We start from the raw sequence: 20,700 nt of genomic DNA, 5'->3' as shown, positions 1-20,700 counted from the left end.
TCCGGCCACCAAGCCCCCCAACACTGAAAAGAGCTGAGGAACCCCGTGGCCGAGACCACCGAAACCCTTGAGGTCGACTTCGACGAGACTGTCGTCGAGGGCGAGTACACCTCCGAGGAGAACTACACCTCCGAGTCCCTGGCCGGCCGCTTCGGCGAGGCCGTCCCCGGCGCCGGCCTCGGCCGTCGCAAGGAGGCGATCGCCCGCGTGCGCATCGTCCCCGGCACCGGCCAGTGGAAGATCAACGGTCGCACCCTGGAGAACTACTTCCCCAACAAGGTGCACCAGCAGACCGTGAACGAGCCGTTCAAGCTCCTTGAGCTCGACGGCCGTTACGACGTCGTCGCCCGCATCTCGGGTGGCGGCACCTCCGGTCAGGCCTACGCGCTGCGCCTCGGCGTCGCCCGCGCCCTGAACGAGGCCGACGTGGACAACAACCGCGCCGCCCTGAAGAAGGCCGGCTTCCTGATGCGTGACGCGCGTGCCGTCGAGCGCAAGAAGGCCGGTCTCAAGAAGGCCCGCAAGGCGCCGCAGTACAGCAAGCGCTAGTCGCGCCCCGGGGGTGCGTACCGCCCTGGTGGTGCACGCCCCCGGATGCGCTCTCACGCCCCGGAGTACTTCGCGTACTCCGGGGCGTCGTGCTCCCCGGCCATTGTGCGGAGGCCTGGGATTCGATCGGATTCTCTGCAAAGCATTGCGGCGATGGAGGACGGGACAGTGGGACGACTCTTCGGTACGGACGGCGTACGCGGCGTGGCCAACGAGACCCTGACGGCCGAGCTCGCGCTCGGGCTGTCGGTCGCGGCGGCGCACGTGCTCGGTGAGGCGGGGGCCTTCGACGGCCACCGGCCGGTCGCGGTGGTCGGCCGCGATCCGCGCGCCTCGGGCGAGTTCCTGGAGGCCGCGGTCATCGCCGGCCTGGCCAGCGCGGGCGTCGACGTGCTGCGGGTCGGCGTGCTGCCCACCCCGGCGGTGGCGTACCTCACCGGCGCGCTCGGCGCCGACTTCGGCGTGATGCTCTCCGCCAGCCACAACGCCATGCCGGACAACGGCATCAAGTTCCTCGCCCGCGGCGGCCACAAGCTGGACGACCGGATCGAGGACGCCATCGAGGCGCACTACCGGACGTACTCCGTCGGCAGCGACGAGTGGAAGCGCCCGACCGGGGCCGACGTCGGCCGGGTCCGCGAGTACACCGAGGGCTTCGACAAGTACGTCGCCCACCTGATCGGCGTGCTGCCCAACCGCCTGGACGGCATCCGGGTCGTCATCGACGGCGCCCACGGCGCGGCCGCGTACGTCGCCCCCGAGGCCTTCGCCCGGGCCGGCGCCGAGGTCGTCCACACCCTGGGGGCCGAGCCCACCGGCCTCAACATCAACGAGGGTGTCGGCTCCACCCACCTGGACCGGCTGCGCACCGCCATGCGCGAGCACCGGGCGGACCTCGGGATCGCCCTCGACGGTGACGCCGACCGCTGCCTGGCCGCCGACGCGGACGGCGACGAGGTCGACGGCGACCAGATCATCGCGATCCTCGCCGTCGCCATGAAGGAGGCCGGCACGCTGCGGAGCAACACCGTCGTGGCCACCGTGATGTCCAACCTGGGCTTCAAGCTGGCGATGGAGCGCGAGGGCATCGACCTGGTCGAGACCGCCGTCGGCGACCGCTACGTGCTGGAGGCGATGAAGGCGCACGGCTTCGCGCTGGGCGGCGAGCAGTCCGGCCACGTCATCCTCCTCGACCACGCGACCACCGGCGACGGCACGCTGACCGGCCTGATGCTCGGCGCCCGGCTGGCCGCCACCAAGCAGCCGCTGGCCGACCTGGCCGCCGTGATGACCCGTCTGCCGCAGGTGCTGATCAACGTCAAGGGCGTCGACAAGAGCCGGGTGAAGACCAGCGAGGAGCTGGCCGCCGCCGTCGCCGAGGCCGAGGCGGAGCTGGGCTCCACCGGCCGGGTGCTGCTGCGGTCGTCCGGCACCGAGCCGCTGGTCCGGGTGATGGTCGAGGCCGCCGACGAGTCGCAGTCCAAGGCCGTCGCGGAGCGCCTGGCCGAGGCGGTCCGGACGTACCTGGGCTGACCCCCCGCCGAACGCTCGAACGCCCGAGGGCCCCGCACCTGCGGGGCCCTCGGGCGTTCGCGGCTCGCGGCTCGCGGCTCGCGGCTCGCGGCTCGCGGCTCGTGGCGCGTTCAGAGCTTGCGCAGCCGTGCCCGGCGGACCTTGTGGTCCGAGCCCTTCTGCAGGACCAGCGTCGCCCGGCCGCGGGTGGGCAGCACGTTCTCCAGCAGGTTCGGCTTGTTGATGGTGCGCCACACCTGGCGGCCGTACTCCATGGCCTCCTCCTCCGGCACCTCGGTGAACCGGCGGAAGTAGGAGTTCGGGTCCTGGAAGGCGGTCTGCCGCAGCTTGCGGAACCGGTCCAGGTACCAGCTCTCGATGTCGTCGGTGCGGGCGTCGACGTAGATCGAGAAGTCGAAGTAGTCGGCCACCGCGAGCCTGGTCCGGCCGTCGGTGCCCGGCAGCGCCGGCTGCAGCACGTTCAGCCCCTCGACGATCAGGATGTCCGGGCGCTCCACGGTGAGCCGCTCCCCGGGCACGATGTCGTACACGAGGTGCGAGTAGACCGGGGCGGAGACCCTCTCCTTGCCGGCCTTCACGTCCGCGACGAACCGCATCAGCGCCCGGCGGTCGTACGACTCGGGGAACCCCTTGCGGGCCATCAGCCCGCGCCGGCGCAGCTCCGCGTTCGGCAGCAGGAACCCGTCCGTGGTGACCAGCTCCACCCGGGGGTGCTCCGGCCAGCGGGCCAGCAGCGCCTGGAGCAGCCGGGCCGTCGTGGACTTGCCGACCGCGACCGAGCCGGCCACGCCGATGATGAACGGCGTGCGGGTGCGCTCGGTGTCCCCGGTGTCGAGGAAGGTGCCCAGCGCGTCGCGTAGGTCGTGCGTGGCGTGGATGTAGAGGTTCAGCAGCCGGGACAGCGGCAGGTAGACGTCGCGGACCTCGTCGAGGTCGAGCGCGGTGCCGAGACCGCGCAGCCGTTCCACCTCCTGTGCGGTCAGTGGCAGCGGCGTACGCTCGCGCAGTGCGCTCCACTCGGCCCGGCTGAGGTCCACGTAGGGGGACGGCGACGGGCCGGGCGTGGCAACGCCCCGCGTACAGAGTTCGGTCAGCACATGCTCCATTGTGAGCCGTAGCGCCGTTCAGGGGGGTTGTGGTGTCGGTCACGCGCCGGGGGCGAACCGCGCGAATGGGGCGTTCGGAGCGCCCTTATGCTGGCACGCATGTGCGGAATTGTTGGATACGTGGGCTCCCAGCCCGCCCTTGACGTAGTAATCGCAGGCCTGCAGCGACTGGAGTACCGGGGTTACGACTCCGCCGGTGTCGCGGTGCAGGTGCAGGGCTCCGACGGGCAGTGGAGCCTTGCCACCGACAAGCGGGCCGGAAAGCTCGCCAACCTGGAGAAGTCACTCGCCGAGACCCCTCTTCCCGGCGGAACCACCGGCATCGGTCACACCCGTTGGGCCACCCACGGCGGCCCGACCGACGCCAACGCCCACCCCCACCTGGACGACGCCGCCCGGGTGGCCGTGGTCCACAACGGCATCATCGAGAACTTCGCCCAGCTCCGGGCCGAGCTGACCGAGCGCGGCCACACACTGCGCTCGGAGACCGACACCGAGGTCGTCGCCCACCTGCTCGGCGAGCTGTACGACGGTGACCTGGCCGAGGCGATGCGGGCGGTCTGCCGCCGTCTCGACGGCGCCTTCACCCTCGTCGCCGTGCACGCGGACGCGCCGGACGTCGTGGTCGGCGCGCGCCGCAACTCGCCGCTGGTGGTCGGGCGCGGCGAGGGCGAGAACTTCCTCGCCTCCGACGTCGCGGCGTTCATCGCGCACACCCGCGAGGCGATCGAGCTGGGCCAGGACCAGGTCGTGGAGCTGCGCCGCGACGCGGTGACGGTCACCAACTTCGACGGCACCCCGGCCGACGTGCGCGAGTACCACGTCGACTGGGACGCCTCGGCCGCCGAGAAGGGCGGCTACGACTACTTCATGCTCAAGGAGATCGCCGAGCAGCCGAAGGCCGTCGCCGACACCCTCCTCGGCCGGATCGGCACCGACGGCCGGCTCACCCTCGACGAGCTGCGGATCTCCGACGCCGACCTGCGGTCGGTCGACAAGGTCGTCATCGTCGCCTGCGGCACCGCCTTCCACGCGGGCATGATCGCCAAGTACGCGATCGAGCACTGGACCCGGATCCCCTGCGAGGTGGAGGTCGCGTCCGAGTTCCGCTACCGCGACCCGATCATGGGCCCGGGCACGCTGGTCATCGCGATCTCGCAGTCCGGCGAGACCATGGACACCCTGATGGCGCTGCGGCACGCGCGCGAGCAGGGCGCCAAGGTGCTGGCGATCTGCAACACCAACGGCTCCACCATCCCGCGCGAGTCGGACGCGGTGCTGTACACCCACGCCGGGCCCGAGGTCGCCGTCGCCTCCACCAAGGCGTTCCTGACCCAGCTGGTGGCCTGCTACCTGGTCGCGCTGTACCTCGGCCAGGTGCGCGGCACCAAGTGGGGCGACGAGATCCACGCCGTCATCAAGGAGCTCGGCGACGCCCCGCGCCAGGTCGAGCAGGTCCTGCAGACCATGGAGCCGGTGCGCGAGCTGGCCCGCTCGCTGGCCGACGCGCGCTCGGTCCTGTTCCTCGGCCGGCACGTCGGCTTCCCGGTGGCCCTGGAGGGCGCGCTCAAGCTCAAGGAGCTCGCCTACATGCACGCCGAGGGCTTCGCGGCCGGCGAGCTGAAGCACGGGCCGATCGCGCTGATCGAGGAGGGCCTGCCGGTCGTGGTGGTCGTGCCGTCGCCGCGCGGGCGGTCGATCCTGCACGACAAGATCGTCTCCAACATCCAGGAGATCCGGGCCCGGGGCGCCCGTACGATCGTCATCGCCGAGGAGGGCGACGAGGCGGTCGTCCCGTACGCGGACCACCTGATCCGCATCCCGGTCACGCCGACCCTGCTGCAGCCGCTGGTCTCCACCGTGCCGCTGCAGGTCTTCGCCTGCGAGCTGGCCACGGCCAAGGGCCACGAGGTCGACCAGCCCCGCAACCTGGCGAAGTCGGTGACGGTCGAGTAGTCGGGTCGTCCGGCCCTTCCCGTCCGGTGCCCCCGCGGTGGCTGCGTTCCACCGCGGGGGCGCCCTGCTGTCCGGGCCTGCCGGGCCGCTCCGGCGGCGCGGGGTCGGCCGGTGGGGGACCGGAGCGGGTGTCGTGCCGAAGCGTGCCGCACGGCCTCGGGCCCTGCGGGGGAGGCCGGTCGCGTAGCGTCGGCGGTAGCCGTCGTCCCTATCCGTCGTCCGTCGCCGAAGACCGGGGGAACCCCTCATGCGCAGTGCTCACCGCGTCGACCAGGTCCGGGCCGCCGAGGCCGAACTGATGGCCGCGCTGCCGGAGGGCACCCTGATGCAGCGGGCCGCCGCCGGCCTCGCCGTGACCTGCGCCCGGCTGCTGACCCGCCGTCGGGGCCGGGTCTACGGCAGCCGGGTGGTGGTCCTGGCGGGCAGCGGGGACAACGGGGGCGACGCCCTGTACGCGGGCGCGGCGCTGGCCCGGCGCGGCGCGCGGGTGGCGGCGGTGCTGCTCGCACCCGAGCGGGCCCACGCAGGGGGCCTCGCGGCTCTCCGGTCGGCCGGCGGGCGGGTGGTGCCGGAGCAGGAGGTCGGCCTGGCCGACTTCTCGCGCGCGGACCTGGTGCTGGACGGCATCGTCGGCATCGGCGGGCGGGGCGGCCTGCGGCCGGAGGCGCAGCCGTACGCCCGCGCCGGCCGGGACGGGGTGGTGGTGGCCGTGGACGTGCCGAGCGGGGTGGACGCCGACACCGGCGAGGTGGCGGGCGTGGCGCTCCGGGCGGACGTGACGGTCTGCTTCGGCACGTACAAGCCGGGGCTGCTGATCGATCCGGGCGCCTCGTACGCGGGGGTGGTGCAGCTGGTGGGGATCGGGCTGGAGCTGCCGCCGGCCGCGGTGGCGGCCCCGCAGCACGCCGACGTGGCCGCGCTGCTGCCGGTGCCGGGGGCGGAGAGCGACAAGTACCGGCGCGGCGTGGTCGGGGTGGCGGCCGGCTCGTCGCGGTACCCCGGGGCCGCGCTGCTCGCGGTGGCCGGGGCGCAGAGCGGTGGCGCCGGTGCGGTGCGGTACGTGGGGACGGCGGCCGAGGAGGTGGTGCGGCGGTTCCCGGAGGCGCTGGTCACCGAGGGCGGGCCGGCCGGGGCGGGGCGGGTGCAGGCCTGGGTGGTCGGACCGGGCGGCGGCGAGGGGGCGGAGCGGGCGCTCACGGAGGCGCTGGCGAGCGACGTCCCGGTGCTGGTGGACGCGGACGGGCTGACCGAACTGGCCCGCCTCGGGCCGCAGGCGCTCGCCGGGCGGACGGCGCCCACGCTGCTGACCCCGCACACGGGCGAGGCGGCCCGCCTGCTGGCGGGCGCGGGTGAGGCGGCGGGTGCCGCGGGCGGTGAGGCCAGGCCGCCGGCCGCCGACGAGCTGGCCGCCACCCGGCTGGCCACGGCCCGCCGGCTCGCCGCCGCCTACCGGGCGACGGTGCTGCTGAAGGGCTCGACGACGGTGATCGCCGACCCGGGCGGCGCGGTGCGGGTGAACCCGACCGGCAGCTCCTGGCTGGCGACGGCCGGCAGCGGCGACGTGCTGGCGGGCCTGGCCGGTTCGCTGCTGGCCACCGGGCTCTCCCCGCTGGACGCCGCCTCGGTGGCCGCGTACCTGCACGGCCTCGCCGCCCGCCGCGCGGCCGGTAGTCCCGGGGCGCCCGTCACCGCCCTCCAGGTGGCGGCAGCCCTCCCCGCCGCCTGGCGCGACGTCCGGTCGGCCGAGGGCTCAGAGGGCTCTGAGGGCTCTGAAAGTTCTGCGGCCGCTGTGGCCTCCGGGGGCTGACGCGCGCCGGAACGTACCGACCGGCTCCGTCGAGCTGCCCGGGCGCCCGTCGGCCCCTGTGCCCCCCGCCCTCGGCTCGCCGGGCGCGCACGAGAAGTCGGCCCGTCCGACGTCCGGTGCGCGGACTGCGGTCGTCGCCCTCTCCTGGCCGATCGGCCTGCTCCTCGTCCGCTGCGGGGCCCGAGGGGCCGGGGAGGCCGGGACGGTCGGGGCGGGTGGGGGGAGGGGGGAAGGAACCGGCGGGTGATTCGTGGGCGTCCGGTAAGGGACGGCGGGTTGTGCGGGCCGCTCGGCGGCGGCGCCCCGGGGCGGCGTGCCGACGGGCCGTTCGGCGAGGACCCTGGGACGTCTGGGAGACTGACCCTGATGACAACTGCGAACACGATCGCTACGGCCACCCTCACCGAAGGAGCGCGGGCCGAGGCGACCATCGATCTGGCCGCCCTGCGCGGCAACCTCGACGCGCTGCGCGAGCGCGTCGGAGGCGCCGCGGTGATGGCCGCGGTCAAGGCGGACGCCTACGGCCACGGCGCGGTCCGGTGCGCCCGGGAGGCGGTCGCCGCAGGGGTCGGCTGGCTGGGCACCGCGACGCCGGAGGAGGCGCTCGCCCTGCGCGCCGCCGGCATCCGCCCCGACCAGGCCCGCGTCCTGTGCTGGCTCTGGACCCCCGGCGGCCCGTGGCGTGAGGCGCTGCTCGCCGACATCGACATCTCGGTCAGCGGCCGGTGGGCGCTGGACGAGCTGCTCGCCGCCGTCCGCGGCACCGGGCTGCCGGCCCGGGTGCACCTGAAGGCCGACACCGGCCTGGGCCGCAACGGCTGCCAGCCGCACGACTGGCCCGACCTGGTCGCCGCCGCCCGCCGCGCCGAGCTGGACGGCCTGCTCACCGTGGTCGGCGTCTGGTCGCACTTCGCGGCCGCCGACGAGCCCGGCCACCCGTCGATCCAGGCCCAGCTGGACGCCTACCGCGCCGCGCTGGTCACCGCCGAGGCGGCCGGGCTGCGGCCGGAGGTCCGCCACCTGGCCAATTCGCCCGCCACCCTGCTGCTCCCGCAGTCGCACTTCGACATGGTCCGCACCGGCCTGGCGATGTACGGGTTGTCGCCCGTCCCCGAGGTCGGCTCGCCGGCCGACTTCGGCCTCCGCCCGGTGATGTCGCTGAGCGCCCGGCTCGCCCTGGTGAAGCACGTCCCCGGCGGGCACGGCGTCAGCTACGGCCACCACTACACGACCCCCGGTCCGACCACGCTGGGCCTCGTCCCGGTCGGCTACGGCGACGGCGTCCCCCGGCACGCGAGCGGCACCGGCCCGGTGCAGATCGACGGCAAGTGGCGGACGGTGGCCGGCCGGGTGGCGATGGACCAGTTCGTCGTCGACCTCGGCGGCGACACCCCGCCGGTCGGCGACGAGGTGCTGCTGTTCGGCAACGGCGACCGGGGCGAGCCGACCGCCGAGGACTGGGGCCGCGCCTGCGGCACCATCTCCTACGAGATCGTGACCCGGATCGGCTCCCGGGTGCCGCGCCGCTACGTCGGCGGGCTGGACGGGGAGCCGCTCGGATGAGCGGGCAGCCCGGCACGGACCCGGTCGCGACGGTGGCCAAGGCGGCCGGGAAGGCCGCGGAGGTGGCGGGTGCCGCGTCCGGTGCGGCCTCCGGGGTGAGCCGGGCCGGCCTGATCGGGATCTCGGTCGGCGTGCTCGCGGCGGGCGCCGCGGCCGGCGTGGCGATAGAGCGTCTGACGGTCGGCCGGGCGATGCGCCGCCGGGCCCGCGCGGAGCTGGACGCCAAGGCCGCGTACGGCTCGCTGCGCGGTCGCCCCCGGACGGTGGCCGCCACCGACGGCACCGAGCTGTACGTGGAGGTGGACGGCACCGGCTGGCCGGACGCCGGCGCGGACGCCGCTGGGAACACCGGTCCGGACTCCGGTCCGGAGCCGCTGACCGTGGTCTTCTGCCACGGCTACTGCCTCAGCCAGGACAGCTGGCACTTCCAGCGCGCCGCGCTCCGCGCCGGTCTGCGGCTGGTCTTCTGGGACCAGCGCAGCCACGGGCGCTCGGAGCGGTCCCGCTCCTACCTGGCGGGTGAGCCGGCCAGCATCGACCAGCTGGGCGGCGACCTCAAGGCCGTGCTCGACGCCGTCGCGCCCACCGGTCCGCTGGTCCTGGTCGGCCATTCGATGGGCGGCATGACGGTGATGGCGCTGGCCGACCAGCACCCGGAGCTGTTCCGTGAGCGGGTCGCCGGGGTCGGGCTGATCGGCACCCTGGCGGGGAACTGGGACGCGGTGACCCTCGGCCTGCCCGCGGTGGGGGCGAAGCTGTTCAAGCGGGTCGCGCCCGGCATGGTGAAGCTGCTCGGCCGTCAGGTCGACCTGGTCGAGGCGAGCCGCCGGCTGGGGGCCGACGTCAGCGCCGTGTTCTACCGGCGTTTCTCCTTCGGGGGGAAGGACGTCGACCCCGGGGTGGTCCGGTTCGCCGAGCAGCTGCTGGACGCGACGCCGATCGACGTGGTGGCGGAGTTCTACCCGGTCTTCGCCGCGCACGAGAAGACCGAGGCGCTGGGTGCCCTGCGCGGCGTTCCCACCCTGGTGCTGACCGGCACGAAGGACCTGCTGACCCCGCCCGGCCACGGTGAGGTCATGGCCGGCCAGCTGCCCGGCGCGGAGCTGGTCCTGGTCGAGGACGCCGGGCACCTGGTGATGCTGGAGCGGCCGGACCTCGTCAACCAGTGGCTGGTCACCCTGCTGGAGCGGGCCGCCGCCTACCGGGGTGCGGCCCCGCTCCCGGCCTCGTTGCGCGAGCCGGCGTAGCCGCCGCCCGGCCCGCCGCCGGGCGGCCGGAACGCCGGTGGCCCGGCCCCTGTCCGCAGGGGCCGGGCCACCGGTTCGTGGTGGGTGCGGGGCCGGGTGTCAGGCGTCCGCGCCGCCCTTGCGGCGGCGCAGCACGACGAGCGTGCCGATGCCGGCGGCCAGCACCGCACCGCCGACCACCGCGAGGGCGGAGGTGTCGTCGCCGCCACCGCCGGTGGTGGCCAGGTTGCTGCCGCCGGACGGGCGGCCGGCGGCCTTCGCCTTGGCCTTGGCGACCGCCTCGGCGGTGGGCCGGGGCTGGGCGGCCGCGGCCTGCTGGAAGGCGGCGGCGTCGGGGAGGGTGATCTGCGCGGCGCCGCCGGTGGTGGTGGCGGGCGCGGGGGCGCCGGTGGTGGCGGTCGGGGTGGCGCCGGTGGTGGCCGACGGGGAGGCGGAGGCGGACGCCGTGGCGCCGGCCGTGGGGCTCGGGCTGCCCGTGGCGGTCGGCTTCGTGGTGGCCGTCGGGGTCGCGGTGCTCGTCGCGGTCGCGGTGGCGGTCGCGGTGGCCGACGGCGTACCGGTCGGGGTGGCCGTGGCACTCGGCGAGGCCGTGGCCGTGGTCGACGGGGTTGCCGTGGCCGACGGCGTACCGGTCGGCGTGCCGGTGGCGGTGGCCGTGGCCGACGGCGTACCGGTCGGCGTGCCGGTGGCGGTGGCCGTGGCCGACGGGCCGGCGGAGGTGGACGGGCTTGCGGAGGTGGACGGGCTTGCCGTCCCCTCGCCGGTGCCGATGACGAAGGCGCCCTTGGGCCCGAAGGCCCAGCTCGGTCCCTCGGCGGGGTCCTCGTCCGGGTCGTCGAAGAACATCGACAGCTGGGCGACGGCGTCGTCCGCGACCGCGTCGGCGGTCAGGGCCAGCTTGAACTGGAAGGTGAGCGAGTCGCCGTTCGGCAGGTAGAGCAGCTCGCCGAGGTCGAGCACCGGGGCGCGCAGCCCGGCGGTCGACGGTGTGGCGTCCCGCCAGGCGTGGGTGTCGACGTCCTGGAACTGGAGCTTGATCTGGCCCGTGGTCAGCTTGCCGTGCTCCGAGCCGAACACCATCATCGGCTCGATGATCATGTCGCGTCCGGACGTGTTGGCGACCTCGGCGGCGAAGGCGACGGCCGGGGCGCCCGCGACGACCCGGGCCGGGAAGTTCTTGAAGGTCAGCACCGGCGGCGCCTGCGGGCCGGAGGCGGCCCGTGCGGCGGCGACGGCGGCGGTGCCCGCCGCCGGGGCGGCCTGAGCGGCGGGGGCGGCGGCGATGACGGAGGCCGAGGCCAGGGCGGCGACGGCGGGTATCGCGAGACCGCGACGGAGCTTCATCGGTGGACCTCATCGGGAGACCGGGCCGGCGGGCCCGGAGGCGGGGACCCGGACGGCGGACGGGGGCGTCGGCGGTCCGGAGGACGGTTCGGAAGCAGACGGTAGCGGTTCGCGGGAAGCCTCCCGGGAGCGGGTCACCGACGGCGGGCCCGGTGCCGGCGACCTGTCGGCGGCAAAGATGATCACATCGGGACAGACCGGGTGCGGCCACGGGTGCGGCCGGGGATGTGGCACGGTAGCGGGGGCGCCCGACGGTCGGTGCGCCGCCGTACGGACCGAAGGGCTTGATTCGCGCATGGGCTCGCACGCCACTCTCACCGTCGCCACTCCCGAGCGGATGGGCCGGCTCGGCCGGGAGCTGGCCGCACTCCTGCGGCCGGGGGACCTGGTGCTGCTCTCGGGCGAGCTGGGGGCCGGGAAGACCACGCTGACCCGGGGGCTGGGCGAGGGGCTCGGGGTGCGCGGAGCCGTCACCTCGCCGACCTTCGTGATCGCCCGGGTGCACCCGTCGCTGGTGGGCGGCCCGGCACTGGTGCACGTGGACGCGTACCGGCTGGGCGGGGACCTGGACGAGATGGAGGACCTCGACCTGGACGTCTCGCTGCCCGAGTCGGTGGTGGTGGTCGAGTGGGGCGAGGGCAAGGTCGAGCGGCTCTCCGAGAACCGGCTGGAGGTCCGGATCGAGCGGGCGATCGGCGCCGGCGCGGAGGCGGACGACCTGGACCCGCGCCAGGTGGTGCTGACCGGGATCGGCGGACGCTGGGACGCGGTGGAGCTGTCCGCGCTGGCCTGAAGGGGCCGGGCCCTCTCCTGCGGAAGAGAGGGCCCGGTCCGCACGGGCTTGCCGACAGCCTGTCGGGAAGATGTTGCGGGCGAGGTCCCGGGCGTGGTGGGATGGGTGCTGCGGTTAGGTGTGCCTAACTAGGGAGGCGCCATGTCGAGCACCACCCCCGTCCCGGAGCGCGCGCCGCGCGGTGCCGGGGCCGGAGAGCCCGCCCGCCGAGCCCCCGGGGAGCCGATGCGGGCCCTGCTGGCGTCCTGCGCCGCGGCGGAGGCCGTCTCCACCCCGCCCCGGCGGCGTACCGCCGCGGTCACCACGGACGCGGCGGAAGCCCCGGAACCCGCGGATCCCTCGGACGCCGTCGTGCGGGCGGACACCGGCGCGCACCACACCCGTCGCGCCGCCGCGTAGGCCGGACCCCTGACGGGGGCCGCACCCGGCCGGGGGCCGATCCCGCGCCGCGGACCTCGTGCGGTCCGGTGGGGGGACGGTCAGGCGATCACGACCACCTTGGTGTCCTTGGGGGCGAAGTCCCAGAGCAGCTGACCCTCCTGCCGGCCGCTGCGGATGCCGCCGGTCTTGGCCTTCGGGTCGGCGGTCGGCGTGCCGGTGGCGCCGTCGACGGCCGCGCTGAAGCCGAACACCACGCCGTTCTGCTGGGCGAAGCGCACCACGTGCTCGATCTGCCGGCCGTCGGTGCCGGTGGTGGTCGGGGTCCGGCTGTAGACCAGGTAGCTGCCGGGGGTCGGCTCGACCGTGCCCGGGGTGACCGGGAAGGCGGCCACCAGCTGGGGGGTCTTCTTCGGGTCGACCAGCCAGACGTAGTGGCCGCTGACCGAGTAGACGACCCGCAGCCCGGTGCCCGCGCCGGTGGTGGGCAGCGCCGGGACGGTCGGTGTGGGCGAGGCGGTCGGGGTGGCCGAGGCGACCGGCCCGCTGGACGAGGCCGTGACGCTCGTGCTCGGACCGGCGGCGACCGCCCGGTCCTGCGCGCCGTTGGCCTGGAAGGCCAGCAGGCTCACCACTGCCAGGGCCCCCAGGGTCAGCCCCGTGACCACCACTCCAGGACCCATCTTCGCCACGTGTGCTCCCACCGCCGTCCCAAAACCGTCGGCCCCATCGTGCCAGGTTCGTCCGGCCGGTCCGCATCGTGCCGGACGTGTGTTCCGGACCGGTGCGGGTTTTCGATCGGGCGGAGCAGATGATCGGAGCAGATGACCGCGGCGCGGCGGGGGCGGCGCCCCGGGGCGGGCGGCCCGACCGGTCACCCGCCGACCGGTCTAACCTTGACCCGTGCTGCTGCTCGCGTTCGACACCGCTACCCCCGCCGTCACCGCCGCCGTCCACGACGGCACCGCGGTCCTCGCCCAGACCGACCAGGTCGACGCCAGACGTCACGGCGAACTCCTGCTGCCCACCATCGACCAGGTACTGCGGGCGGCCGGTGTCGACAAGCACCGGCTGACCGGCATCGCCGTGGGCGTCGGCCCGGGCCCGTACACCGGGCTGCGGGTCGGTCTGGTGACCGCCGCCGCGCTCGGGCACGCGCTCGGCCTCCCGGTGCACGGCGTCTGCACCCTGGACGCGATCGCCCACCGGGCCCGCGCCGAGGGGCTGGCGGGCGAACCGTTCACGGTCGCCACCGACGCGCGCCGCAAGGAGGTCTACTGGGCCTCGTACGACGCCGAGGGCCGCCGTACCGAGGGCCCGGCGGTGGACCGCCCGGCCGAGCTGACCCCGCTGCCGCGGTCCGTCGGCGCCGGTGCGCTGCTCTACCCGGACGCCTTCCCCGGCGCGCAGGGACCCGAGCACGTCTCGGCCGGTGCGCTCGCCGACTTCGCCGTCGCCGAGCTGGCCGCCGGCCGCGAGCTGCTGCCGAACGCCCCGCTCTACCTGCGCCGGCCGGACGCGCAGGTGCCGGCCGGCTACAAGGCGGTGCTCCCGGCGTGACCGGCCCGAGTACCACCGGCCCCGCTCCGGCCGTCCCGGCCGCGGACGCCCCCGGGGCCGTCACCCTGCGCCCGATGCGCTGGTGGGACATCGCCCCGGTGATGGAGCTGGAGCTGGAGCTCTTCCCCGAGGACGCCTGGTCCACCGGGATGTACTGGTCCGAGCTGGCCGAGACCCACCCCGGCGGCACCCGCCACTACACCGTCGCCGCCACCCCGGACGGCGCCGTCGTCGGTTACGCCGGACTGATGGCGGTGGCCGGCGAGGGCGACGTGCAGACCATCGCCGTCGACGGGCGCCGGCAGGGGACCGGCCTCGGTACGGCCCTGCTCACCGACCTGGTCCGGGAGGCGGTCCGACGCGGGTGCGTCGAGCTGCTGCTGGAGGTCCGGGTGGACAACCCGCGCGCCCAGCGGCTGTACGAGCGCTTCGGCTTCGAACCGGTCGGCATCCGGCGCGGCTACTACCAGCCCGCCAACGTCGACGCCCTGGTGATGCGCCTCGACCTCGCCGACCGCGACGACCCGGCCGACCTCGACGACGGCGACGCGCCCGAGGGGGACGAGCTTCCCGACGGCGACGCCCCCGACGACCCGGCCGACCTCGACGACGGCGACGCGCCCGAGGGGGACGAGCTTCCCGACGGCGACGCCCCCGACGACCCCGACGGCCCTGAGGGCCCCGACGGCCTCGACGAATCCGCGGACCTCCCGCGACCGGATGTGAAGAAGGACACCCGCCATGGCTGACGAACCGCTCGTCCTCGGTATCGAGACCTCCTGCGACGAGACCGGCGTCGGCATCGTGCGCGGCACCACCCTGCTCGCCGACGCGGTCGCCTCCAGCGTCAACGACCACGCCCGGTTCGGCGGCGTCGTCCCCGAGATCGCCAGCCGCGCGCACCTGGAGGCGATGGTCCCGACCATCGAGCGCGCCCTGGAGACCGCCGGCGTCAAGGCCGGCGACCTGGACGGCATCGCCGTCACGGCCGGCCCGGGCCTGGCGGGCGCGCTGCTGGTCGGCGTGAGCGCCGCCAAGGCGTACGCGTGGGCCCTCGACAAGCCGCTCTACGGGGTCAACCACCTCGCCTCGCACATCTGCGTGGACCAGCTGGAGCACGGCCGGCTGCCGTCGCCGACGATGGCCCTGCTGGTCTCCGGCGGGCACTCCTCGCTGCTGCTCAGCGCGGACATCACCAGTGACGTCCGCCCGCTCGGCGCGACCATCGACGACGCGGCAGGCGAGGCCTTCGACAAGGTCGCCCGGGTGCTCGGACTGGGCTTCCCCGGCGGCCCGGTGGTGGACCGCAGGGCCCGCGAGGGTGACCCCGGGGCGATCGCCTTCCCGCGCGGCCTGACCGGCCCCAGGGACCCGGAGTACGACTTCTCCTTCTCCGGGCTGAAGACCGCCGTCGCCCGCTGGGTCGAGGCGAAGCGCCGGGCCGGGGAGGAGGTGCCGGTCGCGGACGTCGCGGCGTCCTTCCAGGAGGCCGTCACCGACGTGCTGACCCGCAAGGCGGTCAAGGCGTGCAAGGACAGCGGCGTCGACCACCTGATGATCGGCGGCGGCGTGGCGGCGAACTCGCGGCTGCGCGAGATGGCCCAGCAGCGCTGCGACAAGGCCGGTATCCGGCTGCGGGTGCCGCGGCCGGGCCTGTGCACCGACAACGGCGCGATGGTCGCCGCGCTCGGCGCCGAGATGGTCTGGCGCAACCGCGCGCCGTCCTCCCTCGCCCTGTCGGCCGACTCCTCGCTGCCGGTCACCGAGGTCCACGTGCCGGACGCCGCAGCCGTGCACGGCGACGTCCACGGCCAGGCGTACGACGCGCTGACCGGGCAGCAGAAGTGACCACCACCGCCGCGATGTGGGAGGCCCGGGCGGCCGACGGACGCGCCGCCGAGCTCTCCGCCTGGGTGCGCGAGGTCGCGTTGCCCGCGCTGCGCGGTACGGCCGGGCTGGTCCGCACCGAGCTGTTCGCCGCTCCGGGCGAGCGCGTGCTGCTGATCACCTGGTGGACCGGCGAGCCGGTGCCGGTGGTCGAGCCGCCCGCCGGGCTGCTGGGCCGTCCGGTCCACCGGTGGTCCTTCACCAGCGAGCACGTGGAGTAGCCCCCGCCCCGCGCCGTCCGACCCCGCGCCGTCCGACCCCGCCGCCCGACCCGCCTCCACCCCCGCCGATCGGCTGCTCGAAGGCCCGACCGGGAACCGAACACGTGACCGTTACCGTGCAAGGCGATGAGATCGCTGGACGGGACCGGGGAGCACGGCGCGGTGAAGAGGCACGGGCGGGGCAGGACGACGACGTACGCGGTGGGGGCGATGGCGCTGCTCACCGCCGTCTCCGGGTGCGGCAGCGGCGGCGGGACCGGCGGCCCGCCCGCCGCGGCGGTCTCCACCCCGGCCGACCGGGGCGCCGCCGCCTCCTCGGCCGCGCCGCAGCAGCCCGTGACGCCGCCGCCGGCCCCCGCCCCCGTTCCCGCCGCCGGGGATCCGGCCGCCTGGGCCAAGTGGAACCTCAAGCCGCTGCCGCCCGCGCCGCCGGCGCCGGCCGACAAGCCGGTGAAGCTCCGGCGGAGCGGGCCCGTCCCGGTGTTCAGCGAGGTGCGGACCACCGACAAGGTCGTCTTCGTCACCATCGACGACGGCGCCGAGAAGGACCCGCGGTTCGTCGAGATGCTGACCGACCTCAAGGTGCCCGTCTCGATGTTCCTGACCCGCGACGTCGTCAAGGACGACTACGGCTACTTTAAGCGGCTCCAGGCGCTCGGCAACCACGTCCACAACCACACCGTGGGCCACGCCCAGTTGAGCAAGGTCACGCCGGAGAGACAGCGGTCCGAGATCTGCGACGCCCAGACCGCCTTCACCCAGCAGTACGGCACCGCCCCGCTGCTCTTCCGGCCGCCGTACGGCGACGGCGCCCACACGGCGGCGCTCAACGACGCGGTGCAGCAGTGCGGACCGAGGGCCGTCGTGCTCTGGCGGGAGTCGATGCAGATCCACGACATGCAGTACCAGGCGGCGGACAAGAAGCTCCGGCCCGGTGACATCGTCCTGGCCCACTTCCGGGGCCCGAAGGACCTCAAGGGCGAGACGATGACGCAGATGTTCGGCGAGATGCTGGCCCGGATCCAGGAGCAGGGCTTCGCGGTGGCCCGGCTGGAGGACTACATCGAGTCGCCCGCCGCCTGAGCGTCGGCCCGGACGGGCTGTCCGAGCATCATCAGCGGCCCGTTGTCGGTCCGGCTGAGGATCACCGTGACGGAGTTCGGGCCTGACGGCTTCAGCTGGCGGCGCAGCTCCTCCGGGGTGATCGCCATTCCGCGCTTCTTGATCACCACCGTGCCGACGCCCCGCTCGCGCAGCAGCGCCTTCAGCTTCTTGATGTGGAACGGCAGCACGTCGGTCAGCTCGAAGGCGTGCGCGTACGGGGTGGCGACCAGCTCGTCCGAGGTGACGTAGGCGATCTTCGGGTCGATCAGCCGGCCGTTCACCTGCCCGGCCACCTCGGCGACCAGGTGGGCCCGGATCACCGCGCCGTCCGGCTCGTACAGGTAGCGGCCGACCGGGCCGGCCTGCGGGTCGGGCAGGTCGCCGCCGGTCAGGCTCGTCCGGCCGGGGAGCAGGGTGGCGCGGTGCGGGCCGGCGGCCCCGGTGCCGAACCAGAGCACCGCCTCCTTGACGTCGCCGTGGTCGGAGACCCACTCGGCCTCGGCGTCGGCCGGCACCGCCTCGTGCGGGATGCCCGGTGCCACCTTGAGCGCGCCGATCGGGGTGCGCCGGCCGGCCCCGATCGCCCAGGAGAGCGGCGGGGCGTACGCCTCGGGGTCGAAGACCCGGCCGCGCGCGGTGCGCCGGGCCGGGTCGGTGAAGACCGCGTCGTAGCCGGTGACGTCGATGTCGGCGACGTCCGCGCAGCGCACCTCGACCAGGTCGGTCAGGCCCAGCGCGGCCGCGTTGGCCGCAGTGGCCGCGCAGGCGGCCGGGTCCCGGTCGACGGCGAGGACCTCGATCCCCGCCCGGGCCAGTGCCAGCACGTCGCCGCCGACCCCGCAGCAGAGGTCGGCCAGCCGCCGCACGCCGAGGTCCGCGAAGCGGTGGGCCCGCCACTCGGCGACGCTGCGCCGGGTGGACTGCTCGACGCCGTCGGGCGTGAAGTACATGAGATCGGCGTCCGCACCGAACTTGGCCCGCGCCCGCTGCCGGAGCCGGGCCTGCCCGAAGGCGGCGGACACCAGCTCGGCGGGGTGCTCCCTGCGCAGCCGGGTGGCCAGCGCCAGCTCCTCCTCCGGCGCGAACTCGCGCAGTTCGGCGAGCAGGGCCTGGCCCCGGTCGGTCAGCAGGGGCTGCAGGTTGTCGGTCTCCACGGGCCCATTCTCCCCGGTCGGTGCGCCGGGACGGGCCGGTGCGTCCGGAGGTCTCGATCACGGGACGCGTGTGCGGTCGGGGGAACGACCCGAACGCGAGTGCGGCTACTCGCCCGTATCCCGGGGTCCGGGGGCGCGCCGTTGGCACTCTGGTTGACTGAGTGCTAACCGCGGCCTATGGTCATGCCTAGCACTCTCCACGGGGGGAGTGCTAACGCGAAGAGGCGTTTCTGACCCCCGCGACGGCAGATCCGCAGGTTCGCCCCTACCCGTTAGTAAGCCCCGTAATCTCCGAAGGGGAGCTCGGACGTGACCACCAGCAGCAAGGTTGCCATCAAGCCGCTCGAGGACCGCATCGTGGTCCAGCCGCTCGACGCCGAGACCACCACGGCCTCCGGCCTGGTTATCCCGGACACGGCCAAGGAGAAGCCCCAGGAGGGCGTCGTCCTGGCTGTCGGCCCGGGTCGCTTCGAGGACGGCCAGCGTCTGCCGCTCGACGTCGCCGTCGGTGACATCGTCCTGTACTCGAAGTACGGCGGCACCGAGGTGAAGTACCAGGGCGAGGAGTACCTCGTCCTCTCGGCGCGCGACGTTCTCGCCATCATCGAGAAGTAAGCAGCACCGAGAAGTAAGACGTCCCGACCCGCCCCGGATCCGTGTCCCTAGTGACAGGGGCCCGGGGCGTGGTTGTTGGTTCACGTAGTCGAGCGGCCGCGACGGCCGCAGCCCCGAGGGAATAGGGAACATGGCGAAGATCCTGCAGTTCAACGAGGACGCGCGCCGCTCGCTGGAGCGCGGTGTCAACAAGCTGGCCGACACCGTCAAGGTGACCATCGGCCCCAAGGGCCGCAACGTCGTCATCGACAAGAAGTTCGGTGCTCCGACCATCACCAACGACGGTGTCACCATCGCCCGTGAGGTCGAGCTCGACGACCCGTACGAGAACCTTGGCGCGCAGCTCGTCAAGGAGGTCGCCACCAAGACCAACGACGTCGCGGGTGACGGCACCACCACCGCCACCGTGCTGGCCCAGGCCCTGGTGAACGAGGGTCTGCGCAACGTCGCCGCCGGTGCCGGCCCGGCCGCCCTGAAGAAGGGCATCGACAAGGCCGTCGCCGCCGTCTCCGAGCACCTGCTGTCCATCGCCCGCGAGATCGAGGGCAAGGACGACGTCGCCGCCGTCGCGACCCTCTCCGCGCAGGACACCCAGGTCGGCGAGCTCATCGCCGAGGCGATCGACAAGGTCGGCAAGGACGGTGTCATCACCGTCGAGGAGTCGAACACCTTCGGCGTGGAGCTGGACTTCACCGAGGGCATGCAGTTCGACAAGGGCTACCTGTCGCCGTACTTCGTGACCGACGCGGAGCGGCAGGAGGCGGTCCTGGAGGACCCGTACATCCTGATCAACCAGGGCAAGATCTCCTCCATCCAGGAGCTCCTGCCGCTGCTGGAGAAGGTCGTGCAGGGCGGTACCTCCCGCCCGCTGCTGATCATCGCCGAGGACGTCGACGGCGAGGCGCTGTCGACCCTCCTGGTGAACAAGATCCGCGGCATCTTCAACGCCGTGGCCGTCAAGGCCCCGGGCTTCGGTGACCGCCGCAAGGCGATCCTGGGCGACCTCGCCACCCTGACCGGTGGCACCGTGATCTCCGAGGAGGTCGGCCTCAAGCTCGACCAGGCCGGTCTGGACGTGCTGGGCAGCGCCCGCCGCGTGACCATCACCAAGGACGAGACCACCATCGTCGACGGTGCCGGCGACAGCGAGGCCGTGGCCGGCCGCGTCGCCCAGATCAAGGGCGAGATCGCCAACACCGACTCGGACTGGGACCGCGAGAAGCTGCAGGAGCGCCTGGCCAAGCTGGCCGGCGGCGTCTGCGTCATCCGTGTCGGTGCCGCCACCGAGGTGGAGCTGAAGGAGCGCAAGCACCGCCTGGAGGACGCCATCTCGGCGACCCGTGCCGCGGTCGAGGAGGGCATCGTCGCCGGTGGTGGCGCCTCCCTCGTCCACGCCGCCAAGGTGCTGAACGACGGCCTGGGCCTGACGGGCGACGAGGCGACCGGTGTCGCAGTCGTCCGCAAGGCGCTGCACGAGCCGCTGCGCTGGATCGCCCAGAACGCCGGCCTGGAGGGTTACGTCATCACCTCCAAGGTCTCCGAGCTGGAGCCGGGCCAGGGCTACAACGCCGCCACGGGCGAGTACGGCGACCTGATCAAGGCCGGCGTCATCGACCCGGTCAAGGTCACCCGTTCCGCCCTGGAGAACGCCGCCTCGATCGCCTCCCTGCTGCTCACCACCGAGACCCTCGTGGTGGAGAAGAAGGAGGAGGAGCCCGACGCCGGTCACTCGCACGGCGGCCACGGCCACTCCCACTGACACCCGTTCAGTGACCGGAGGCCCGGTCCGCGCCCCTCGGGGGCGCGGCCGGGCCTCCGGCGTGTCGGCCGCGGTACGCCCCTGACGGGCCGCTCCGAGGTGCGGCGTCCGGCGCGCACCGCGC

Annotated in this window: 18 protein-coding genes and 1 pseudogene; 15 read left to right on the top strand and 4 right to left on the bottom strand. The window is 74.3% G+C overall.

What is annotated here, in order from left to right; genetic code table 11:
• Nucleotides 1–45 precede the first annotated feature (45 nt).
• A complete protein-coding gene (gene rpsI / locus ACFWIC_RS31570) occupies nt 46–549 on the top strand; it encodes a 30S ribosomal protein S9 (protein ID WP_329885371.1) in 504 nt (167 codons plus the stop codon).
• A 168-nt stretch (nt 550–717) separates the two neighbouring features.
• The gene (glmM, locus tag ACFWIC_RS31565) at nt 718–2,082 is read left to right on the top strand and encodes a phosphoglucosamine mutase (protein ID WP_329950397.1); all 1,365 of its coding nucleotides are present in this window, start codon (nt 718–720) and stop codon (nt 2,080–2,082) included.
• A 110-nt stretch (nt 2,083–2,192) separates the two neighbouring features.
• Here the strand turns inward: glmM and coaA are convergent, their stop codons facing one another.
• On the bottom strand, nt 2,193–3,188 hold the full coding sequence (gene coaA, locus ACFWIC_RS31560) for a type I pantothenate kinase (RefSeq protein WP_329950398.1): 996 nt from the start codon (nt 3,186–3,188) through the stop codon (nt 2,193–2,195).
• A gap of 99 nt (nt 3,189–3,287) precedes the next feature.
• On the opposite strand from coaA, the gene glmS reads away from it, so the two are divergent.
• From glmS to ACFWIC_RS31540, 4 genes are all read left to right on the top strand, one after another.
• Nucleotides 3,288–5,144 (top strand): glutamine--fructose-6-phosphate transaminase (isomerizing), encoded by a 1,857-nt coding sequence (glmS, locus tag ACFWIC_RS31555; protein ID WP_380359704.1) that lies wholly within the window; start codon nt 3,288–3,290, stop codon nt 5,142–5,144.
• A gap of 247 nt (nt 5,145–5,391) precedes the next feature.
• Nucleotides 5,392–6,951 (top strand): NAD(P)H-hydrate dehydratase, encoded by a 1,560-nt coding sequence (locus ACFWIC_RS31550; protein ID WP_380520605.1) that lies wholly within the window; start codon nt 5,392–5,394, stop codon nt 6,949–6,951.
• A 366-nt stretch (nt 6,952–7,317) separates the two neighbouring features.
• Nucleotides 7,318–8,514 carry an alanine racemase gene (alr, locus tag ACFWIC_RS31545; protein WP_329950401.1) on the top strand — a complete coding sequence of 399 codons (1,197 nt, stop codon included), beginning with the start codon at nt 7,318–7,320 and terminating at the stop codon, nt 8,512–8,514.
• Nucleotides 8,511–9,761 (top strand): alpha/beta fold hydrolase, encoded by a 1,251-nt coding sequence (locus tag ACFWIC_RS31540; RefSeq protein ID WP_380520604.1) that lies wholly within the window; start codon nt 8,511–8,513, stop codon nt 9,759–9,761. The genes alr and ACFWIC_RS31540 overlap by 4 nt, the downstream gene beginning before the upstream one ends.
• Before the next feature lie 99 nt (nt 9,762–9,860).
• Here ACFWIC_RS31540 and ACFWIC_RS31535 read toward each other — a convergent pair whose 3' ends face one another.
• Nucleotides 9,861–11,105, bottom strand: coding sequence for a hypothetical protein (locus ACFWIC_RS31535; RefSeq protein WP_380520603.1), 1,245 nt, complete (start codon nt 11,103–11,105; stop codon nt 9,861–9,863).
• A gap of 295 nt (nt 11,106–11,400) precedes the next feature.
• Between ACFWIC_RS31535 and tsaE the strand changes: the two genes are divergently transcribed.
• Both tsaE and ACFWIC_RS31525 read left to right on the top strand, forming a co-directional pair.
• On the top strand, nt 11,401–11,898 hold the full coding sequence (gene tsaE / locus ACFWIC_RS31530; protein WP_329950404.1) for a tRNA (adenosine(37)-N6)-threonylcarbamoyltransferase complex ATPase subunit type 1 TsaE: 498 nt from the start codon (nt 11,401–11,403) through the stop codon (nt 11,896–11,898).
• 141 nt (nt 11,899–12,039) lie between these two features.
• Complete coding sequence (locus ACFWIC_RS31525) at nt 12,040–12,297, top strand: hypothetical protein (RefSeq protein ID WP_329885363.1); 258 nt, start codon at nt 12,040–12,042, stop codon at nt 12,295–12,297.
• A gap of 80 nt (nt 12,298–12,377) precedes the next feature.
• On the opposite strand, the gene ACFWIC_RS31520 is transcribed toward ACFWIC_RS31525, so the two are convergent.
• Nucleotides 12,378–12,959 carry a hypothetical protein gene (locus ACFWIC_RS31520; protein ID WP_380359888.1) on the bottom strand — a complete coding sequence of 194 codons (582 nt, stop codon included), beginning with the start codon at nt 12,957–12,959 and terminating at the stop codon, nt 12,378–12,380.
• Nucleotides 12,960–13,179: 220 nt separating this feature from the next.
• On the opposite strand from ACFWIC_RS31520, the gene tsaB reads away from it, so the two are divergent.
• The 5 genes and pseudogenes from tsaB (at nt 13,180) to ACFWIC_RS31495 (ending at nt 17,027) form a co-directional block, all read left to right on the top strand.
• The gene (gene tsaB, locus ACFWIC_RS31515; protein ID WP_329885362.1) at nt 13,180–13,836 is read left to right on the top strand and encodes a tRNA (adenosine(37)-N6)-threonylcarbamoyltransferase complex dimerization subunit type 1 TsaB; all 657 of its coding nucleotides are present in this window, start codon (nt 13,180–13,182) and stop codon (nt 13,834–13,836) included.
• 74 nt (nt 13,837–13,910) lie between these two features.
• Nucleotides 13,911–14,351, top strand: a pseudogene (rimI, locus tag ACFWIC_RS31510) (ribosomal protein S18-alanine N-acetyltransferase); the annotation flags it as partial.
• A 226-nt stretch (nt 14,352–14,577) separates the two neighbouring features.
• Nucleotides 14,578–15,684 (top strand): tRNA (adenosine(37)-N6)-threonylcarbamoyltransferase complex transferase subunit TsaD, encoded by a 1,107-nt coding sequence (tsaD, locus tag ACFWIC_RS31505; RefSeq protein WP_329885361.1) that lies wholly within the window; start codon nt 14,578–14,580, stop codon nt 15,682–15,684.
• Entirely contained in the window at nt 15,681–15,944 is a 264-nt protein-coding gene (locus tag ACFWIC_RS31500; protein ID WP_380359882.1) for a hypothetical protein, read from the top strand. Before tsaD ends, ACFWIC_RS31500 begins: the two co-directional genes overlap by 4 nt.
• A gap of 126 nt (nt 15,945–16,070) precedes the next feature.
• The gene (locus ACFWIC_RS31495) at nt 16,071–17,027 is read left to right on the top strand and encodes a polysaccharide deacetylase family protein (protein WP_380520602.1); all 957 of its coding nucleotides are present in this window, start codon (nt 16,071–16,073) and stop codon (nt 17,025–17,027) included.
• On the opposite strand, the gene ACFWIC_RS31490 is transcribed toward ACFWIC_RS31495, so the two are convergent.
• Complete coding sequence (locus ACFWIC_RS31490; RefSeq protein ID WP_380520601.1) at nt 17,003–18,202, bottom strand: methyltransferase domain-containing protein; 1,200 nt, start codon at nt 18,200–18,202, stop codon at nt 17,003–17,005. The two genes, ACFWIC_RS31495 and ACFWIC_RS31490, sit on opposite strands and share 25 nt — an antisense overlap.
• A gap of 309 nt (nt 18,203–18,511) precedes the next feature.
• Here ACFWIC_RS31490 and groES point away from each other — a divergent pair, with 309 nt between their 5' ends.
• Together groES and groL are read left to right on the top strand one after the other, a co-directional pair.
• Nucleotides 18,512–18,817 (top strand): co-chaperone GroES, encoded by a 306-nt coding sequence (gene groES / locus ACFWIC_RS31485; protein WP_014136232.1) that lies wholly within the window; start codon nt 18,512–18,514, stop codon nt 18,815–18,817.
• 130 nt (nt 18,818–18,947) lie between these two features.
• Nucleotides 18,948–20,576 carry a chaperonin GroEL gene (groL, locus tag ACFWIC_RS31480; protein WP_329950407.1) on the top strand — a complete coding sequence of 543 codons (1,629 nt, stop codon included), beginning with the start codon at nt 18,948–18,950 and terminating at the stop codon, nt 20,574–20,576.
• Nucleotides 20,577–20,700: the final 124 nt, after the last annotated feature.

This window comes from Kitasatospora sp. NPDC127035 (assembly GCF_042726075.1).
Lineage (GTDB): Bacteria > Actinomycetota > Actinomycetes > Streptomycetales > Streptomycetaceae > Kitasatospora.
Note: the sequence above shows the minus strand (reverse complement) of the source record. Positions and strands in the feature narration are given on the sequence as shown.

What these genes read in the sequence shown, in the direction of transcription:
- coaA (WP_329950398.1), bottom strand. Translation starts at nt 3,188, where the DNA reads ATGGAGCATGTGCTGACCGAACTCTGTACGCGGGGCGTTGCCACGCCC.
- glmS (WP_380359704.1), top strand. Translation starts at nt 3,288, where the DNA reads ATGTGCGGAATTGTTGGATACGTGGGCTCCCAGCCCGCCCTTGACGTA.
- ACFWIC_RS31550 (WP_380520605.1), top strand. Translation starts at nt 5,392, where the DNA reads ATGCGCAGTGCTCACCGCGTCGACCAGGTCCGGGCCGCCGAGGCCGAA.
- alr (WP_329950401.1), top strand. Translation starts at nt 7,318, where the DNA reads ATGACAACTGCGAACACGATCGCTACGGCCACCCTCACCGAAGGAGCG.
- ACFWIC_RS31540 (WP_380520604.1), top strand. Translation starts at nt 8,511, where the DNA reads ATGAGCGGGCAGCCCGGCACGGACCCGGTCGCGACGGTGGCCAAGGCG.
- ACFWIC_RS31535 (WP_380520603.1), bottom strand. Translation starts at nt 11,105, where the DNA reads ATGAAGCTCCGTCGCGGTCTCGCGATACCCGCCGTCGCCGCCCTGGCC.
- tsaE (WP_329950404.1), top strand. Translation starts at nt 11,401, where the DNA reads ATGGGCTCGCACGCCACTCTCACCGTCGCCACTCCCGAGCGGATGGGC.
- ACFWIC_RS31525 (WP_329885363.1), top strand. Translation starts at nt 12,040, where the DNA reads ATGTCGAGCACCACCCCCGTCCCGGAGCGCGCGCCGCGCGGTGCCGGG.
- ACFWIC_RS31520 (WP_380359888.1), bottom strand. Translation starts at nt 12,959, where the DNA reads ATGGGTCCTGGAGTGGTGGTCACGGGGCTGACCCTGGGGGCCCTGGCA.
- tsaD (WP_329885361.1), top strand. Translation starts at nt 14,578, where the DNA reads ATGGCTGACGAACCGCTCGTCCTCGGTATCGAGACCTCCTGCGACGAG.
- ACFWIC_RS31495 (WP_380520602.1), top strand. Translation starts at nt 16,071, where the DNA reads ATGAGATCGCTGGACGGGACCGGGGAGCACGGCGCGGTGAAGAGGCAC.
- groL (WP_329950407.1), top strand. Translation starts at nt 18,948, where the DNA reads ATGGCGAAGATCCTGCAGTTCAACGAGGACGCGCGCCGCTCGCTGGAG.